We start from the raw sequence: 18,079 nt of genomic DNA, 5'->3' as shown, positions 1-18,079 counted from the left end.
CCGCACCAAAAGCGTTCCCAACAATAACCGGTTAGTGGAGAGATCACCTTGGTAGAGTACGTAGTTTCCCTCGATAAGCTCGGCAAACATGATGTTGAGCACGTGGGGGGCAAGAACGCATCCCTCGGCGAGATGATCAGCAACCTGGCGGGCGCAGGCGTGTCCGTTCCCGGTGGCTTTGCCACTACCGCTCAGGCCTACCGTGATTTCCTCGAGCAGAGTGGCCTGAACGATCAGATCCATCAGGCCCTCGATGCGCTGGATGTCGACGACGTCAACGAGCTGGCCAGAACTGGCGCGAAGATCCGTCAGTGGATCATGGAGGCTGAATTCCCCGAGAAGCTCAACGCCGAAATACGTACCGCTTTCGCCGCGCTTTCGGCGGGCAACCCGGACATCGCCGTGGCCGTGCGCTCCTCCGCCACTGCAGAAGATTTGCCGGACGCCTCCTTCGCCGGTCAGCAGGAAACCTTCCTGAACATCCGTGGCGTGGAAAACGTGATCCGCGCGGCGAAAGAAGTCTTCGCGTCGCTGTTCAACGACCGCGCCATTTCCTACCGCGTGCATCAGGGTTTCGACCACAAGCTGGTGGCGTTATCCGCTGGCGTGCAGCGCATGGTGCGTTCTGAAACCGGCACCGCAGGCGTCATGTTCACCCTGGACACCGAATCCGGTTTCCGCGATGTCGTCTTCATCACCGGTGCCTACGGCCTGGGCGAGACCGTCGTTCAGGGCGCGGTCAACCCGGACGAATTCTACGTTCACAAAAACACCCTTGAAGCCGGTCGCCCGGCGATCCTGCGCCGCAACCTGGGCAGCAAGGCGATCAAGATGATCTACGGCGAAGAAGCCAAGGCCGGTAAATCGGTCAAGACCATCGACGTTGACCTCGCCGATCGCGCGCGTTTCTGCCTCAGCGACGAGGAAGTCAGCAACCTGGCACGCCAGGCGATGATCATCGAAAAACACTATCAGTGCCCGATGGACATTGAGTGGGCCAAAGACGGCGACGACGGCAAGCTGTACATCGTGCAGGCGCGTCCCGAGACCGTGAAAAGCCGCAGCTCGTCCAATGTCATGGAACGCTATCTGCTGAAAGAGAAGGGCACCGTTCTGGTGGAAGGCCGCGCCATCGGCCAGCGCATCGGCGCCGGCAAGGTGCGGATCATCAAGGACGTGTCCGAGATGGACAAGGTCCAGCCCGGCGACGTACTGGTCTCCGACATGACCGACCCGGACTGGGAACCGGTGATGAAGCGCGCCAGCGCCATCGTCACCAATCGCGGCGGGCGCACCTGCCACGCGGCGATCATCGCTCGCGAGCTGGGCATTCCGGCGGTAGTGGGTTGCGGCAACGCCACGGAGTTGTTGCAGGAAGGTCAGGGCGTTACCGTGTCTTGCGCCGAGGGCGACACCGGTTACATCTTCGAAGGCGAGCTGGGCTTCGACATCAAGCAGAACTCCGTCGACGCCATGCCTGACCTGCCGTTCAAAATCATGATGAACGTCGGCAACCCCGACCGCGCGTTTGATTTCGCCCAGTTGCCCAACGCCGGCATCGGCTTGGCGCGTCTGGAATTCATCATCAATCGCATGATCGGCGTGCACCCCAAGGCGCTGCTGAACTACGCCAACCTACCTCAGGACATCAAGGAAAGCGTCGACAAACGCATCGCCGGTTACGACGATCCGGTCGGTTTCTACGTCGAGAAGCTGGTGGAAGGCATCAGCACCCTGGCGGCGGCGTTCTCGCCGAAGAAAGTCATCGTGCGCCTCTCGGACTTCAAGTCCAACGAATACGCGAACCTCATCGGCGGCAAGCTTTACGAGCCGGAAGAAGAAAACCCGATGCTGGGCTTCCGTGGCGCGTCCCGTTACATCAGCGAAAACTTCCGCGACTGTTTCGAGCTGGAGTGCCGTGCCCTCAAGCGTGTGCGCAACGAGATGGGCCTGACCAACGTCGAAATCATGGTGCCGTTCGTGCGCACCCTGGGCGAAGCGAGTCAGGTCATCGATCTGCTCGCCGAAAACGGTCTGGCCCGTGGCGAGAACGGTCTGCGCGTGATCATGATGTGCGAGCTGCCGTCCAACGCCCTGATGGCAGATGAATTCCTCGAATTCTTCGACGGCTTCTCCATCGGCTCCAACGACCTGACCCAGCTGACCCTGGGGCTGGACCGTGACTCCGGGATCATCGCCCACCTGTTTGACGAGCGTAATCCTGCGGTCAAGAAGCTGCTGTCCTACGCCATTCAGGCTTGTAACAAGGCCGGCAAGTACATCGGCATTTGCGGCCAGGGCCCGTCAGATCACCCGGATCTCGCGCGCTGGTTGATGGAGCAGGGCATCGAAAGCGTGTCCCTCAATCCTGATTCGGTACTGGAGACCTGGTTCTTCCTGTCCGAAGAGGACGCTCCAACCTGATGCAGATCGAGTAAGATGCCGGCCCGTTTCCATGGGCCGGTTTCCCGAGAGGGCGGTTCTCTAACGAATCCGCCCTTTTTTGTGGGTGATTTTCAGCGCGCTGGTAGCGTCAACCTGCTGTCTCGCCCAACCGCCGTTCCCCCTCCACCAAGAGCATCCAGCAAAAGCACCATGCAAAGCAGCAGTCATCTCTTTCCCGTGGCCTTGATCAGTGCCGAGCGTCGTGGCGACCTGACCGAGGACGTCTACCGTTTGAAGCCCGGCAACAGCCCGGATTTCACCGTCGAAATCGCCGTCACCCGGCTGGGTCTTGTGTCCGCCCCGGATGCCCGAGGCGTGCCGGTGGTCCTGCTGCACGGCAGCTTTTCCAATCGACGCTTCTGGTACTCCCCCAAAGGCATCGGACTGGGCGCTTATCTGGCCCGTGCCGGGTTCGATGTGTGGATTCCGGAAATGCGCGGGCATGGCCTGTCGGCGCGTAACAGCGCGTATAAATCCAACGGCGTCGCTGACTATGCGCGCTTTGACTTGCCGGCCATCGCCGGGTTCGTGCGCGAGCAGACTGGCGAGGCGCCCCACTGGATCGGCCATTCCCTGGGCGGCACGACCCTCGCTGCGGCTTTGGGCGGGCACTACCTGACGACGGACGACGCCGCGTCGGTGGCGTTGTTCGGCAGTCAGGTCACCCGCAGCCACTGGCCGCTCAAAGTGCCGCCGCTGCAATGGGTCGCACGGCTGCTGCTCAAGCGCTTCGAGCACGTTTCGGGCCCGCGTTTCAAGCGTGGCCCGGAAGACGAACCCATGGGCGTCCTTCTGGAGAACATGCGCTGGCGCGGCCTGTTCGGCAGCTTCGGCCACAAGAAGGATGACTGGTGGGCCGGGCTGCAACAGGTCACGGTCCCGCTGCTGTGCGTGGCTGGCGCTGGCGATCATCAGGACCCGGAATGGGCCTGCCGCGAGCTCTTCGATCGCTTCGGCAGCGACGACAAGACGTTTCTCGTCCTGGGCCGCGAACAGGGCTTCAGCGAAGACTTCGGCCACGTGCCGATGTTGGTCAGCAAAGCCGCGCAAACCCAGGTGTGGCCGCGCGTGGCCGACTGGCTGAATCGCCATGTTCCGGTGGCAAAGGCTGAATCAACGCTGAACATGATGGCAACTCCGTCATAGTCGCGGTTTCAGCCATTCCTTGGGCGCTGACTTGGCGCTAAGCTGCACCCATTCTCGACACCGGGGCCGAACGGCAGGTGGCGACTCGTTGGTCAGATTTTTCTGTGCCCCATGAGGTGCTATATAAGGATGCAATGCGCGGGGAGCGTCGGTGGTTCAAACAGACCGTCTATTCTCGTAGCCGTCTATCCTAGTGGCTGTCTACCCTCATCACAGAGCTTTACTGACAGGAGTTACCCATGCACTACATCACCCCGGACTTGTGCGACGCCTACGCTGAGCTGATTCAGGTGGTAGAGCCGATGTTCAGCAATTTTGGTGGCCGTGATTCATTTGGTGGCGAGATCGTCACGCTCAAGTGTTTCGAAGACAATTCGAAGGTGCGTGAGCAGGCTGACCAGCCTGGGCACGGCAAAGTCCTGGTCGTGGACGGTGGTGGCTCTCTGAGCTGCGCACTGCTCGGCGACATGATCGCGGAGAAGGCGGCGAAAAACGGCTGGGAGGGCATGGTGATTTTCGGCTGCGTGCGTGACGTCGACGTCCTCGCGCAGACCGATCTGGGTGTGCAGGCATTGGCCAGTCACCCGCTCAAGACTGAAAAGCGCGGCCTGGGTGATCTGAACACGGTGGTGAGCTTCGGCGGTGTGACCTTCAAGCCGGGCGAATTCATCTATGCCGACAACAACGGCATCATCGTCTCGCCCAGCGCACTGAAAATGCCGGACTGATTATTCTTTACGCGGTTAGCGATTCACTCAGCAAGGACACGAATGTTCGACGAAACAAACGCGCAGTGGGGGCTGGTTCATGCCCTCGTGTTGGACGGGAAGGGCGGGGCGCGTTCAATGCCCCGCACTGCACTGGATGGCCTTCAATTGGAGCCCCACGAAAGTGTGTGGCTCCACTGGGACCGCAGCCATCCGCAGACCCAGACGTGGTTGCGCAAGACCAGCGGTCTCAGCGAGTTTGTCTGTGACCTGATGCTGGAAGAGAACACCCGGCCACGGCTGCTGGCCTTGCCGGACGACGAATTGCTGTTGTTTCTGCGCGGGATCAACCTGAACCCTGGCGCCGAGCCCGAAGACATGGTGTCGGTGCGTATTTTTGCCGCCGCCCAGCGCGTTATCTCGTTGCGCCTGCGTTCGCTGCGGGCAACCGACGAACTGATCGCGTCATTGGATGAGGGCAAGGGCCCGAAAACAGCCTCGGAATTGCTGTTGTATCTGGCTCAGTTCCTCACCGACAAGGTTCAAGCGGTGGTGGGCGAGCTCACAGAACTCGTCGATGACATGGAAGAGCGCATAGATGCCGACGAACGGTATCTGCCCGAGCACGGCAACATGGTGCACATCCGTCGGCGAGCGGCGGGGCTGCGACGGTTCCTGGCGCCGCAGCGGGAGATCTACGCCCAGATGACGCGCAGCAAGATGCCGTGGTTTGTGGAGGATGACGCCGATTACTGGAACGAATTGAACAACAGCCTGACACGCTATCTCGAAGAGCTGGAACTGACCAAAGAGCGCGTAGGGCTTGTGCTTGAGGCCGAAGACAGACGCCGCAACGAGCGCATGAACAGGACCGTCTATCGGTTTGGAGTCATCACCGGCATCTTCCTGCCGATGAGCTTCCTGACTGGTTTGTTGGGTATCAACGTGGGAGGCATCCCGGGATCGGAAAACCCCTACGGATTCATGTACGCCTGCCTGTTGATGCTGGCCGTCGCGGTGGGGCAAATGTGGTTGTTCAAGCGATTGCGGTGGGTGTGAGTGTAAAAAAACGGAAGGTGTCGTGTGACTCCAGCAGAATTGGCTGCGTCTTTCAGTGATATTGCGTGAGGTGCCTATGCACGACCCGTTTGAAGAATCACTGCGCGACATGCTCAACGCTTCGTCCAGCAGCCGGGACGATGATGCCGTTCTGGGCCGAGTGTTGAAGACCGCCAACCGTCAGGTCGGCGCCGGTGATCTGTTCAGTCTTCTGGGTCGTTGCACGCAGGCTTTGATGATTGCCGTGAATAACGGCTCCGCCCACGTTTCACCCGTTTCCCGCCGCAAGGCGAAAGGTACCGGTACTGCGTTTGCCGGGACCGGTGTACAAGACAAGGCTGATTGAATATGGAATTGGATCTCTGGACGCAGAGCCTGGTTACTGCAATGACTGCGTTGTGGACCAAAGTCGCGAACTTCATCCCGAATCTGTTCGGCGCGCTGGTCGTGGTGCTTCTGGGTTTCGTGGTGGCAAAGCTGCTCGATACCCTGCTTTCCAAGTTGTTGGCCAAGCTCGGTCTGGATCGCCTGATGGGCGGCACCGGGTTGACCAAGCTGATCAGCCGCGCGGGTATTCAGGTCCCGATATCGACGCTGATCGGCAAGATCGTTTACTGGTTCGTACTCTTGATTTTTCTGGTGTCGGCGGCAGAATCGCTGGGGCTGGAGCGGGTTTCCGCGACGCTGGACATGCTGGCGCTGTACCTGCCGAAGGTGTTCGGCGCTGCGCTGGTGCTGCTGGTCGGGGTCTTGCTCGCGCAGTTAGTCAACGGTATTGTTCGCGGCGCTGCGGAAGGCGTAGGCCTGGATTACTCGGCTGGCCTGGGGCGAATCGCCCAGTGGCTGGTGATCATCATCAGTATTTCGGTGGCGATCAGTCAGCTGGAGGTCAAGACCGACCTGCTGAACCATGTGATCGTTATCGGATTGATTACCGTTGGTCTGGCCGTTGCGCTGGCCATGGGGCTGGGAAGTCGCGAGATCGCGAGCCAGATCCTGGCAGGAATTTATGTACGTGAGTTGTACCAGGTGGGGCAACAAGTGCGTGTTGGAGAGGTCGAAGGGCAGATCGAAGAAATTGGCACGGTGAAGACCACCCTGCTGACCGAGGAAGGCGAGTTGGTATCGATGTCCAACCGGATCCTCCTCGAGCAGCGAGTGAGCAGCCGTTGAGCCGGCGAATCTGCTAATGTATGCCGCCGCAAAACCCGGGCGATTCCCGGGCGCGGCGGACATCTACCCGACTGTCGGCACGACTTGTTTTGAATAACGTTCAAACGCCCTCTCTGCGCTACGACCCACGCGAGCTCTCCGATGAGGAGCTGGTTGCGCGTTCGCACGCCGAGCTGTTTCATGTGACGCGTGCCTACGAAGAGCTGATGCGTCGTTACCAGCGGACACTTTTTAACGTCTGCGCACGGTATCTGGGGAACGATCGCGATGCTGATGATGTCTGTCAGGAAGTGATGCTTAAGGTGTTGTATGGCTTGAAGAACTTCGAGGGTAAATCGAAGTTCAAAACCTGGCTCTACAGCATCACGTACAACGAATGCATCACGCAGTACAGGAAGGAGCGGCGAAAGCGTCGGTTACTGGACGCTTTGAGTCTTGACCCCCTCGAGGAAGCGTCGGAAGAAAAGACGCCGAAACCAGAAGAAAAGGGCGGGCTTGATCGTTGGCTTGTGCATGTGAACCCGATCGACAGGGAAATTCTGGTGCTACGATTTGTCGCAGAACTGGAATTTCAGGAGATCGCAGACATCATGCACATGGGCCTGAGTGCCACGAAAATGCGTTACAAACGGGCACTTGATAAATTACGTGAGAAATTTGCAGGCGTTACCGAAACTTAACTCGGTGCAAATATCTCTAACGAGCAGGCAAGTTCTGATAGACTTGCCGACGAGTTGTCTCTCGCTAAGGGGGACTGCTTTACAATCACCAGATGGGGATTTAACGGATGAAACTGAAAAACACCTTGGGCTTGGCCATTGGTACTATTGTTGCCGCAACTTCGTTCGGCGCTCTGGCTCAAGGCCAAGGCGCAGTCGAAATCGAAGGCTTCGCCAAGAAAGAACAGTTCGACAGCGCTCGTAACTTCAAAAACGACGGCAACCTGTTCGGCGGTTCTGTTGGCTACTTCCTGACCGACGACGTTGAATTGCGTCTGGGCTATGACGAAGTGCACAACGTCCGTAGCGACAATGGCCAGAACATCAAGGGCGCGAACACCGCTCTGGACGCTCTGTACCACTTCAACAACCCGGGCGACATGCTGCGTCCATACGTTTCGGCTGGTTTCTCCGATCAGAGCATCGATCAGAACGGCAGCAACGGTCGTAACCGCTCCACCTTCGCCAACATCGGCGGCGGTGCCAAGCTTTACTTCACTGACAATTTCTATGCCCGTGCTGGCGTTGAAGCTCAGTACAACATCGACCAAGGCGACACCGAGTGGGCGCCAAGCGTCGGTATCGGTGTGAACTTCGGCGGCGGTTCGAAGAAAGTTGAAGCAGCACCAGCTCCAGTAGCTGAAGTGTGCTCCGACAGCGACAACGACGGCGTCTGCGACAACGTTGACAAGTGCCCGGACACCCCGGCAAACGTGACTGTTGACGCTAACGGCTGCCCAGCTGTTGCTGAAGTCGTACGTGTTGAGCTGGACGTTAAATTCGACTTCAACAAGTCGGTTGTGAAGCCAAACAGCTACGGCGACATCAAGAACCTGGCTGACTTCATGAAGCAGTACCCACAGACCACCACCACTGTTGAAGGTCACACTGACTCCGTCGGTCCTGACGCTTACAACCAGAAGCTGTCCGAGCGTCGTGCAAACGCCGTTAAGCAAGTTCTGGTTAACCAGTACGGTGTTGGCGCTAACCGCGTAAACTCGGTTGGCTACGGCGAATCCCGCCCAGTTGCTGACAACGCAACTGACGCTGGCCGCGCTGTAAACCGTCGCGTAGAAGCACAAGTAGAAGCCCAAGCTAAGTAATTAGCCTCGCTTCACGAAAAACCCGGCTCAGGCCGGGTTTTTCTTTGCCTGCGATTTAACCCCGCAGTCCCCCTGATTCGCTGTCCGGCCGTCTAAGCAAAGAGACCAGGGTCACAATGGATCCCTCTAAGCGGATCCACTTAAACGACTAAGTCCGCACTAGCGTTTGATCAGCAACACCCACAAAACCAGATTGATCAGCAGCGACAACAAGGCCACTGCGCGCCAGACCTTGAGGGGCTCACGCTCCAGCAGTGGTGTCGTACGTGTATTCAGCGGCGAAAGCTCTCCCTGTTGAAAGTGCACGAGCCAGTGCTCTGCGGTCTCGAAGCGCTTCTGCGGATCAGCTTGCAGGGCGCGCTGCAGATGCTGATCCAGCCACTCCGGGACATCCGGTCGGTAACGGCTGACGGGCAGCGGATTACCGAAGCGGCGGCGCTGAAAGGGTTCGATCTCGCCGTAGGGGTAGTGGCCGGTCAGCAGGAAGTACAGCGTGACGCTGGCGGCATACAGATCAAAGTCTGGGCTTGGCTCTGCGCCGTCGAAGGCTTCAGGGGCCATAAAGCTGGGGGTGCCGGGTACATCGCCGCTTTGATCCACTGACAGGCCCGGGCTGTGGGCGAGCCCGAAATCCAGAATGCGTAAACCTCCCGCCAGCTCGCGCAGCAGATTCTCAGGCTTGATGTCTCGATGGATGATGTTGCGCCGGTGCAGCAGACCCACGGCAGCGATCAGTTCCCGGGCCAGACTCAGCCACGGCGACAGCGCCATTGGCCCTTCCTGATCGAAGATTTCAGCCAGGGTCTGGCCGGAGTACTCACGCATCACGTAGTACAGATGCTGGCGCTGGCCGAGGGGGTGCAGGGCTGGAAAGAAGCGACCCGCGACGCGACGCAAGAACCACTCCTCCAGCAGCAAAGCCTCCGCCGCGCCGGCCTCGTCAAAGCGAGAAGGCGGCAGCGTCTTCAATAACCAATGTTGCTGCTGGCTGTCGCGTACGCGATACACAAGGGACTGTCGCGAGTCGGTCAAACGTGTCTCGACTTGCCAACCTTCAAACGTCTGGCCTGCCTTGAGAAGGGGCGGGACAGGCCATTGCTGAAGTTGCAGCAGCGTTTCGCCCAGGCTGTCGGAGCCCAACTGATCGACCTGAATCAGCAACGCGCTCGCGTTATCGGCGCTGCCAGACAGATGAGCGGCGTTGATCAGCGTTCGGACTGTCGTATCCAGATCGGCCTGTTCGTTGAGAATCGAGGCGATTCGTCCATCGCCCAACGTTGCCCACACGCCGTCGCTCACCAGCAGCAAGCGCTCGCCCTGGCGCAGTTCGCCGTCGAGGTAATCCATGACCACGTATTGATCCAGACCCAGCGCGCGTTTCAGCACGTGTTGCATGTCCGGCTGTTCCCAGACGTGGTCCTGGCTGATGCGCTGGAGCTGCCCTGTGTGCCAGCGGTACACGCGACAGTCGCCGACATGGGCGAGGGTGAAGCGACGCCCGCGCAGGACCAGCGCACTCAGCGTGGTCAATAAGCCGTTGGCCAGCAGCCAGCGATTGTGCGCCAGCAGCAGGCGGTCGAGGGCCTGGGCGATGCTCCAGGTTTCCGGGGTTGCGTAGTAATCCATGGCCAGCGCCTGCAGCGTGGCCCGGGACGCCAGTCCGCCGTCGGCACATTGACTGACGCCGTCGGCGAGGGCGAACAGGTAACCCTTGCTGGCCGCCAGCGTCGGAGCAGGAGTCACCACGCGAATGGCGTCCTGATTCTCCGCCCGCGGCCCGGTCGCGCTGAATTCGGCAACGCGCAGCTGCAAGCCGCTCGTGGTGGGCGCGACCGGCGTCAGCGGCTGATTGACGCTCACGGTCTAAACGCGGGCAGCGGTGACAGCGGCCGAACCCCAGGTGGTTCTCCAGCGACGCTTGACGTTCATCAGGCCGAACCAGGCGAGCACACCCAGGAATGCAAACAGCCACAGGCCCAGTTGGTACTCGCCGGTGTTCTGCTTGATGGCGCCGAGCCCGGCGGCGAGCAGGAAGCCACCGATGCCGCCGGCCATGCCGATCAGGCCGGTCATGACGCCGATCTCTTTGCGAAAGCGTTGCGGCACGAGCTGGAACACCGCGCCGTTGCCGGCACCAAGGCCGAGCATGGCCGCGACGAAGAGTGCCAGCGCTGCCCACGAGCTGGGCAGGTTGAAACCGACGGCGGCGATGCAGATCGCCGCGACGGCGTACATGCCGGACAGCGTTCGAATGCCGCCAAAGCGATCGGCGAGTGCGCCGCCCAGTGGGCGCATCATGCTGCCGCCGAAGACGCAGGCGGCGGTGTAGTAACCCGCGGTCACCGGGCTCAGGCCGTATTGATCGTTGAAATAGCCGGGCAGGGCACTGGCCAGGCCGATGAAGCCGCCAAAAGTCACGCTGTAGAAGAACATGAACCACCAGCTGTCGCGGTCGCCCAGGGCTTTGAAATATTCCGCCATGGATTTGGCTTTCGGACGTTCCGGAGCGTTTTTTGCCATCAGCGAGAACGCGATCAGGGTCAGCAGCAGCGGCGCCACGGCAAAGCCGAACACGTTGTTCCAGCCGAAGCTGGCGGCGAGCACCGGTGCGATCAGTGCCGCGAACACGGTACCGGAGTTGCCGGCGCCGGCAATGCCCATCGCTTTGCCCTGATGCTGCGGCGGATACCACTGCGAGGCCAGCGGCAGCGCCACGGCGAACGATGCGCCCGCCATCCCGAGGAACACACCGAGCAGCAGCGCCTGCTCATAGCTGTGAATGCCCAGTTGCCAGGCGCAGAGCAGCGCGGCGATGACGATCACCTGGCCGATGATTCCGGCGGTTTTCGGCGACAACTGATCGGCCAGCATGCCCATGATGAAGCGCAGCACGGCACCCGCGAGAATCGGCGTGGCAACCATCAGGCCGCGTTGCTGGGTGGTCAGGTGCAGATCGGCGGCAATCTGCACGGCCATCGGGCCAAGCAGGTACCAGACCATGAAGCTCAGGTCGAAATACAAAAACGCTGCGAACAATGTCGGTTTGTGGCCGGCTTTCCAGAAACTCGTGTTCATCTAACACCTCATCTGCAGGGATTCGTGTTCGGTGGAGGTGTTGCTCGCACCGCTACGGGTCAGGTCATGCAGGCGAAGCACCAGACCGGCACTCCACCCGCCTCGACGTGTTCAAGGCAAAAACGAAAAAACGCCGCAGCCCTGTGCGCTTGCGCGAAGGGGTGCGACGTCTTTGTCGTGAGTGGGCAACCGCCGTTGGCTACCTGTGAGGTGTGACTAGCAATACATGGGCCAAAGGTGCGCCGGTATGCAGGCTGAATGAAATCAGCGCGCGCGGTTCGGACATGGGAGGGCTCAGCCCAACAGTTCGCTCATGGCAATGATCTGCTCCGCCACCTGAATCAGTTTCTGCTGCCGGCTCATGGCCTGGCGTCGCATCAGGGTGTAGGCCTCTTCCTCGTTGCACTGCTTCATCTTCATCAACAGGCCTTTCGCCGTCTCGATGCGCTTGCGTTCGGCCAATTGCTGATCGCGGGCGTGCAGTTGCGCGCGCAGGTCCTGATCGCTTTCAAAGCGGGCCATGGCGACGTCCAGAATCGGCTGCAGGCGTTGCGCGTGAATGCCTTCGACGATGTAGGCGCTGACCCCGGACTTGATCGCCTGGCGCATCACGCCGGGGTCGTGCTCGTCGGTGAACATCACGATCGGGCGCGGCAGATCCCGGGTCACCAGCACCACTTGCTCCAGCACATCACGCCCCGGTGATTCGGTGTCGATGAGGATCACGTCCGGTCGCACGGCCTGAACCCGTGCGGGGAGGTCGATGATCAGCCCGGATTCATCGATGACCTCGAAACCGGCTTCAGTCAGCGCCGCTTTCAGGCGACCGACTTTTTTGGGGGTGTCGTTGATCAGCAGGATTCGCAGCATGGTGGCGTCTCCTCAGCGATCGGCATGAACGAGGGCGGCATCGGCCAGCGCGTGCAGCTTGAAGCTGCGGGCATAACGCGCCGGGTCGCTGCCGTCCCACATCTTGCCGTCGATCAGCTGGCTGCTGCGCATGGGCGAGGACGGTACGGCGATGCCCAGTGCCTCGGCGGCCTCGCGGTACAGGCCGAGCTGTTGGACGCTGCGGGCGACGCCGAGGTAATCCGGGTCTTCGCGCAGCAAGCCCCAGCGGCGAAACTGGGTCATGAACCACATGCCGTCAGACAGCCACGGCATGTTGACCCGGCCTTCATCATGGAAGCGGATGGCATGGTGGTCGTGCCACCGGTTGCCGAGCCCGTCGTCGTACTCGCCCAGTAGCCGCGATTCGATAGCGCCGACGGGTGCATTGACGTACTCGGGGGCGCCGAGCAACTGCGCGGTGCTTCGGCGGTTGTCAGCGCTTTCTTCAATGAAGCGACTGGCTTCAAGCACGGCCATCACCAGCGCGCGCGCCGTGTTCGGGTATTGCTCGACGAATTCCAGGCTGCACCCCAGCACCTTTTCCGGGTGATCCGGCCAGATGGCCTGGGACGTCGCCAGGGTGAAGCCCAGGTTCTGCTGAACGGCGCTGGCACCCCACGGCTCGCCGACACAAAAGCCGTCGATGCGACCGGCCTGCAGGTGCTCGACCATCTGCGGCGGCGGCACCACCACGCTGTCGACGTCGCGCAGTGGGTGAATGCCTTGGCTCGCGAGCCAGTAATACAGCCACAGGGCGTGGTTGCCGGTGGGGAAGGTTTGGGCGAACGTGAGTTTTGGGTCGCTTTGGTGCGTGCGTCGATCGAGTGCATCAGGAGTGGTCACGCCTGCGTCCTGCAGCGCCCTCGACAGGTTGATGCTCTGACCGTTCTGGTTCAGCCCCATCAGCACCGCCATGTTCTTTGCCGGCCCGGCCAGTCCGAGTTGCACGGCGTAGACCAGGCCGTAAAGGCTGTGGGCCGCGTGCAGTTCGCCGCTGACCAGTTTGTCGCGCAGGTTGGCCCACGATGACTGCCGGTGCAAATTGATGTGCAGGCCATAGGGCTGGGCGAAGCCCTGGGTCGCGGCGACGATGAGCGAGGCGCTGTCGGTGAGCGCCATGAAGCCGAGGTCGACGCTGGCCAGCTCCGGTGCATCGCTGCCGTTTACCCAGGCCAGCGAGGGGGTGAGCGTGTCATTCATGAGTGCCATTCCGCGTGGAGGCCGACGCGCCTTTCAACGCTGCCGGTCGTCCAAAAAAAACGCCGCCTCGCCCCCTTGAAACCGGGGCGACAGCGACGTCATTGTCCTGTGTCTCGCTCCGCCATTGGATCGAGTCGATGCAGGACTTAAAGCAAGCGATATGCCAGCGGCGAACAGGTCAGTCAGCAAAGTTCGCGACATGCCTCGCGCTTCGCCTGCACCGGCGTTTATAATCCGCCGCTGATCCCAGCCGCAATCGAGCCGCCCCCGCCCATGTATAACCTGGCCCGCCAGTTACTGTTCAAACTCTCCCCCGAAGCTTCCCACGATCTGTCCATCGACCTGATCGGAGCGGGCGGGCGTCTGGGGCTCAACGGCCTGTTCAACAAGGCGCCGATGCAGCTGCCGGTGACCGTCATGGGCCTGCGCTTCCCCAACCCGGTCGGATTGGCGGCGGGGCTGGACAAGAACGGCGCGGCCATCGACGGCTTCTCGCAGCTGGGCTTCGGTTTCGTCGAGGTAGGCACTGTCACGCCGCGCCCGCAACCGGGCAACCCGAAGCCGCGCATTTTCCGTCTGCCCCACGCCGAAGCCATCATCAACCGCATGGGCTTCAACAACCTGGGCGTCGACAATCTGGTCAGCCGGGTGCAGGCCGCGCAGTACAACGGCGTACTGGGCATCAACATCGGCAAGAACGCCGATACGCCGGTGGAGCGCGCCGTGGATGATTACCTCATCTGCCTGGACAAAGTGTACGCCCACGCCAGTTACGTCACCGTCAACGTCAGCTCGCCCAACACGCCGGGCCTGCGCAGCCTGCAGTTCGGCGATTCGCTCAAGCAACTGCTCGAAGCCCTGCGGGTGCGTCAGGAAGCGCTGACGCTGATCCACGGCAAACGCGTGCCGCTCGCCATCAAGATTGCCCCGGACATGAGCGACGAAGAGACCGTGCTGGTTGCCGGCGCGCTGCTGGAGTCGGGCATGGACGCGGTGATCGCGACCAACACCACCCTCAGCCGTCAGGGCGTCGAAGGGTTGCCCCACGGCGACGAGGCAGGCGGCCTGTCGGGCGCGCCGGTGCGCGAGCAGAGCACGCACATCGTCAAGGTGCTGGCCGGTGAGCTGGGCGGGCGCTTGCCGATCATTGCCGCCGGCGGCATTACCGAAGGCAGGCACGCGGCCGATAAGATCGCGGCAGGGGCGAGTCTGGTGCAGATTTATTCAGGCTTTATCTACAAGGGACCGGCGTTGATTCGCCAGTCGGTGGACGCGATCGCGTCGATGTCCCGCTGATCATCCAGACGAAAAGAGGGGTTCCGACTGGAACCCCTCTTGGGCCTTGGCCCGCCGCCCGGGTGGGGCGTGCGTGGTAATGGTGAAGCGATCAAGAATGTCGAAAAAGCTCTAGGTCAGGCTGTAACGTGAGGGTTGCGTCAGCCGACCGCGTGAAGTTCGTTGAGTCTGTGAATGCCCGCAGTGCCGGTCATACCGTCCCAGTTGTCGCCGCGTCCTTCTCGCCAGCCATTGATCCAGGCTTGACGCACTGACGGTAGAGTAAATGGGCAAAGCTCACGGGATTTACCGGATACGCCATATTGATATCCGCGCGAAAATGCTCTTTCCATCGGATCACGCTTAAGTCTTCTCATAGGGTATTGCCCTCGTTTGTTGACTGTAATGTCCCTGGAGACCTCAGGTTGAGGTCCGGCAGAAAATCTTCTGCCGTTAGCGGCCCGCTGCCGGCGTCGCGGGCTTGATGCCACCGCCGTTGCGGCGATGACCTTGAGTGATTTCTAACCAATGAAAGATGCGCTGTGAATGATCGTTTTGTCATAAGAACGTAACCATTCAGGCATTACGACCATAAGCAATCACTCGTTTGACCAGTGGTTTTTGCGGGGGCCCCTTTTAAACGGGGCTTTCACGGCGCAGTGCAAGTGTTTCGCAATTGAGAGTACTGGCGGTTTACGGTCAGAGGAAAAACGACGAAGGGTCAGCGATGTGACTTTTTATTGCAGCCGCCGTCGTGCTGAATAGTGTTTTTTTAGGATCAAAACGTCGGCGCTCAAGTGCTGGCGGACCGTCGCACTCGAAATGTATCGGTGCGAGGGACAGGCACAAACTGTGTGCCGCGCAGGCGTCCTCCTTGAAAGGCGTCTGTTGGAATCGGGCCGGACAATGCGTTGTCCGGCCGCTATAGCCTTAGGCTCTGGAATACTCATGTCGGACCGTTACGAACTTTTCCTCACCTGCCCAAAAGGCCTCGAAGGCTTGCTGGCCGAGGAAGCCACCGCCCTCGGTCTCGAGGAAACCCGCGAACACACTTCCGCCATCCGCGGCACCGCCGACATGGAAACTGCCTACCGGCTGTGCCTGTGGTCGCGGCTTGCCAACCGGGTGCTGCTGGTGCTCAAGCGTTTCCCGATGAAGGACGCCGAGGACCTCTACCACGGCGTGCACGACATCGAGTGGGCTGACCATCTGGAAGCGGAAGGCACGCTGGCCGTGGAGTTCAGCGGTCACGGTTCGGGCATCGACAACACCCATTTTGGTGCTTTGAAGGTCAAGGACGGCATCGTAGACCGCCTGCGCACGGCAGACGGCGTACGCCCGTCGGTCGACAAGCTCAACCCGGATCTGCGCGTGCACCTGCGTCTGGACCGGGGCGAAGCGATTCTGTCCCTGGATCTGTCCGGCCACAGCCTGCACCAGCGCGGCTATCGTCTGCAGCAGGGCGCCGCGCCGCTCAAGGAAAACCTCGCCGCCGCGATCCTGATCCGTTCGGGCTGGCCGCGCATTGCCGCTGAAGGCGGCGCACTGGCTGACCCGATGTGCGGCGTGGGTACGTTCCTGGTCGAAGCGGCGATGATTGCCGCCGACATCGCGCCCAACCTCAAGCGCGAGCGCTGGGGTTTCTCGGCGTGGCTGGGTCACGTGCCGGCGATCTGGCGCAAGCTGCATGACGAAGCGCAGGCACGTGCGCAAGCGGGCCTGGCCAAGCCGCCGCTGTGGATCCGTGGCTACGAAGCCGATCCGCGCCTGATTCAGCCAGGCCGCAACAACGTCGAGCGCGCCGGCCTGAGCGAGTGGATCAAGATCTACCAGGGCGAAGTGGCGACGTTTGAGCCGCGTCCCGACCAGAACCAGACCGGTCTGGTGATCTGCAACCCGCCGTACGGCGAGCGTCTTGGCGACGAGGCGAGCCTGTTGTACCTCTATCAGAACCTCGGCGAGCGTCTGCGTCAGGCCTGCCTGAACTGGGAAGCGGCGGTGTTCACCGGCGCGCCCGATCTGGGCAAGCGCATGGGCATTCGCAGCCACAAGCAATACGCGTTCTGGAACGGCGCACTGCCGTGCAAGCTGTTGTTGATCAAAGTGCTGCCGGATCAGTTCGTCACCGGCGAGCGTCGCACCCCGGAGCAGCGTCAGGCCGAGCGTGAGCAAGCCGCTTACGATCAGGCGCCGGACGAACCCCAAGAGCGCCAGTACAACAAGAATGGCAACCCGATCAAGCCGACGCCGGCCCCTGCGCCGGTCATCGAGCAACCGCGCCTGAGCGAGGGCGGGCAGATGTTCGCCAATCGCTTGCAGAAGAACGTCAAGGCGCTGAGCAAGTGGGTCAAGCGCGAAGGCGTCGATTGCTACCGCGTCTACGATGCAGACATGCCCGAGTACGCCATGGCCATCGACCTGTACCACGACTGGGTCCACGTTCAGGAATACGTCGCGCCGAAGTCCATCGACCCGGAAAAGGCTTCGATCCGCATGTTCGACGCCCTGGCGGCCATTCCCCAGGCGCTCGGCATCGACAAGAGCCGCGTGGTAGTCAAGCGCCGCGAACGGCAGAGTGGCACCAAGCAGTACGAACGCCAGAGCGCCCAGGGCAAATTCAATGAGGTCAACGAAGGCGGCGTGAAGCTCCTGGTCAACCTCACCGATTACCTGGACACCGGCCTGTTCCTCGATCACCGGCCGATGCGCATGCGCATTCAGCGCGAAGCGGCGGGCAAGCGTTTCCTCAACCTGTACTGCTACACCGCGACCGCCAGCGTGCACGCGGCCAAGGGCGGGGCGCGCAGCACCACCAGCGTCGACCTGTCGAAAACCTATCTGGACTGGGCGCGTCGCAACCTGTCGCTGAACGGTTTCTCGGACAAGAACCGTCTGGAGCAGGGCGACGTGATGGGGTGGCTGGAGGCCAGTCGCGATGAGTACGACCTGATCTTCATCGACCCGCCGACCTTCTCCAACTCCAAGCGCATGGAAGGCGTGTTCGACGTGCAGCGCGATCAGGTGCAACTGATCGACCTGGCGATGGCGCGCCTGGCGCCGGGCGGCGTGCTGTATTTCTCCAACAACTTCCGCAAATTCCAGCTCGAAGAGACGCTGGTGGAGCGTTATGCGGTGGAAGAAATCACCCAGCACACGGTCGACCCGGACTTTGCACGCAACGGCAAAATCCACCGCGCCTGGAAAATCACCGCGCGTTGAGGCAAATCGCCAGGCTGACGTGTCGGAATACCCGGCGGGTCAGCCTGCGTTATACGAGTCCTTTCGC

General features: G+C 61.1%; 15 protein-coding genes. 10 read left to right on the top strand and 5 right to left on the bottom strand.

All coding sequences use genetic code 11. The annotated features are described in order from the left end of the window. The first annotated feature begins 48 nt into the window (after nt 1-48). From ppsA to QWI18_RS19755, 8 genes are all read left to right on the top strand, one after another. Entirely contained in the window at nt 49-2,424 is a 2,376-nt protein-coding gene (gene ppsA / locus QWI18_RS19790) for a phosphoenolpyruvate synthase (RefSeq protein WP_192130237.1), read from the top strand. Nucleotides 2,425-2,595: 171 nt separating this feature from the next. Further along, entirely contained in the window at nt 2,596-3,591 is a 996-nt protein-coding gene (locus QWI18_RS19785; RefSeq protein WP_369319658.1) for an alpha/beta fold hydrolase, read from the top strand. 239 nt (nt 3,592-3,830) lie between these two features. Further along, a complete protein-coding gene (rraA, locus tag QWI18_RS19780; protein WP_369319657.1) occupies nt 3,831-4,319 on the top strand; it encodes a ribonuclease E activity regulator RraA in 489 nt (162 codons plus the stop codon). Nucleotides 4,320-4,361: 42 nt separating this feature from the next. Then, complete coding sequence (locus QWI18_RS19775; protein ID WP_369319656.1) at nt 4,362-5,357, top strand: zinc transporter ZntB; 996 nt, start codon at nt 4,362-4,364, stop codon at nt 5,355-5,357. A gap of 76 nt (nt 5,358-5,433) precedes the next feature. Continuing rightward, the gene (locus QWI18_RS19770) at nt 5,434-5,703 is read left to right on the top strand and encodes a CrfX protein (RefSeq protein WP_065988499.1); all 270 of its coding nucleotides are present in this window, start codon (nt 5,434-5,436) and stop codon (nt 5,701-5,703) included. A 2-nt stretch (nt 5,704-5,705) separates the two neighbouring features. Continuing rightward, nucleotides 5,706-6,530, top strand: a complete 825-nt coding sequence (locus QWI18_RS19765; RefSeq protein ID WP_369319655.1) for a mechanosensitive ion channel domain-containing protein — start codon at nt 5,706-5,708, stop codon at nt 6,528-6,530. Nucleotides 6,531-6,619: 89 nt separating this feature from the next. Beyond that, a complete protein-coding gene (gene sigX, locus QWI18_RS19760) occupies nt 6,620-7,210 on the top strand; it encodes an RNA polymerase sigma factor SigX (protein WP_065988497.1) in 591 nt (196 codons plus the stop codon). 107 nt (nt 7,211-7,317) lie between these two features. After that, on the top strand, nt 7,318-8,352 hold the full coding sequence (locus QWI18_RS19755; RefSeq protein ID WP_065988496.1) for an OmpA family protein: 1,035 nt from the start codon (nt 7,318-7,320) through the stop codon (nt 8,350-8,352). A 159-nt stretch (nt 8,353-8,511) separates the two neighbouring features. Here QWI18_RS19755 and QWI18_RS19750 read toward each other — a convergent pair whose 3' ends face one another. The 4 genes from QWI18_RS19750 to QWI18_RS19735 all read right to left on the bottom strand — a co-directional run bounded on the left by QWI18_RS19750 (nt 8,512) and on the right by QWI18_RS19735 (nt 13,518). Beyond that, complete coding sequence (locus tag QWI18_RS19750) at nt 8,512-10,164, bottom strand: protein kinase (protein WP_369319701.1); 1,653 nt, start codon at nt 10,162-10,164, stop codon at nt 8,512-8,514. A gap of 51 nt (nt 10,165-10,215) precedes the next feature. Next, nucleotides 10,216-11,427, bottom strand: a complete 1,212-nt coding sequence (locus tag QWI18_RS19745) for a nitrate/nitrite transporter (RefSeq protein WP_369319654.1) — start codon at nt 11,425-11,427, stop codon at nt 10,216-10,218. Between the two features lie 294 nt (nt 11,428-11,721). Further along, nucleotides 11,722-12,297, bottom strand: a complete 576-nt coding sequence (locus QWI18_RS19740) for an ANTAR domain-containing response regulator (protein WP_037011032.1) — start codon at nt 12,295-12,297, stop codon at nt 11,722-11,724. A gap of 12 nt (nt 12,298-12,309) precedes the next feature. Beyond that, nucleotides 12,310-13,518: a CmpA/NrtA family ABC transporter substrate-binding protein gene (locus tag QWI18_RS19735; RefSeq protein WP_369319653.1), complete on the bottom strand. Its 1,209-nt coding sequence runs from the start codon at nt 13,516-13,518 to the stop codon at nt 12,310-12,312. A gap of 273 nt (nt 13,519-13,791) precedes the next feature. On the opposite strand from QWI18_RS19735, the gene QWI18_RS19730 reads away from it, so the two are divergent. After that, nucleotides 13,792-14,814, top strand: a complete 1,023-nt coding sequence (locus QWI18_RS19730) for a quinone-dependent dihydroorotate dehydrogenase (RefSeq protein ID WP_296307238.1) — start codon at nt 13,792-13,794, stop codon at nt 14,812-14,814. A 140-nt stretch (nt 14,815-14,954) separates the two neighbouring features. On the opposite strand, the gene QWI18_RS19725 is transcribed toward QWI18_RS19730, so the two are convergent. Next, nucleotides 14,955-15,170, bottom strand: coding sequence for a ribosome modulation factor (locus QWI18_RS19725; protein ID WP_074887169.1), 216 nt, complete (start codon nt 15,168-15,170; stop codon nt 14,955-14,957). Between the two features lie 571 nt (nt 15,171-15,741). Here QWI18_RS19725 and rlmKL point away from each other — a divergent pair. Then, nucleotides 15,742-18,012 carry a bifunctional 23S rRNA (guanine(2069)-N(7))-methyltransferase RlmK/23S rRNA (guanine(2445)-N(2))-methyltransferase RlmL gene (gene rlmKL / locus QWI18_RS19720; RefSeq protein ID WP_369319652.1) on the top strand — a complete coding sequence of 757 codons (2,271 nt, stop codon included), beginning with the start codon at nt 15,742-15,744 and terminating at the stop codon, nt 18,010-18,012. The last annotated feature ends 67 nt before the right edge of the window (nt 18,013-18,079 follow it).

Origin of the sequence: Pseudomonas sp. W2Oct36 (assembly GCF_041060465.1) — a bacterium.
GTDB lineage: Bacteria > Pseudomonadota > Gammaproteobacteria > Pseudomonadales > Pseudomonadaceae > Aquipseudomonas > Aquipseudomonas graminis_B.
The sequence above is the reverse complement of the archived record's forward strand: the minus strand, read 5'-3'. Positions and strand labels throughout refer to the sequence as shown.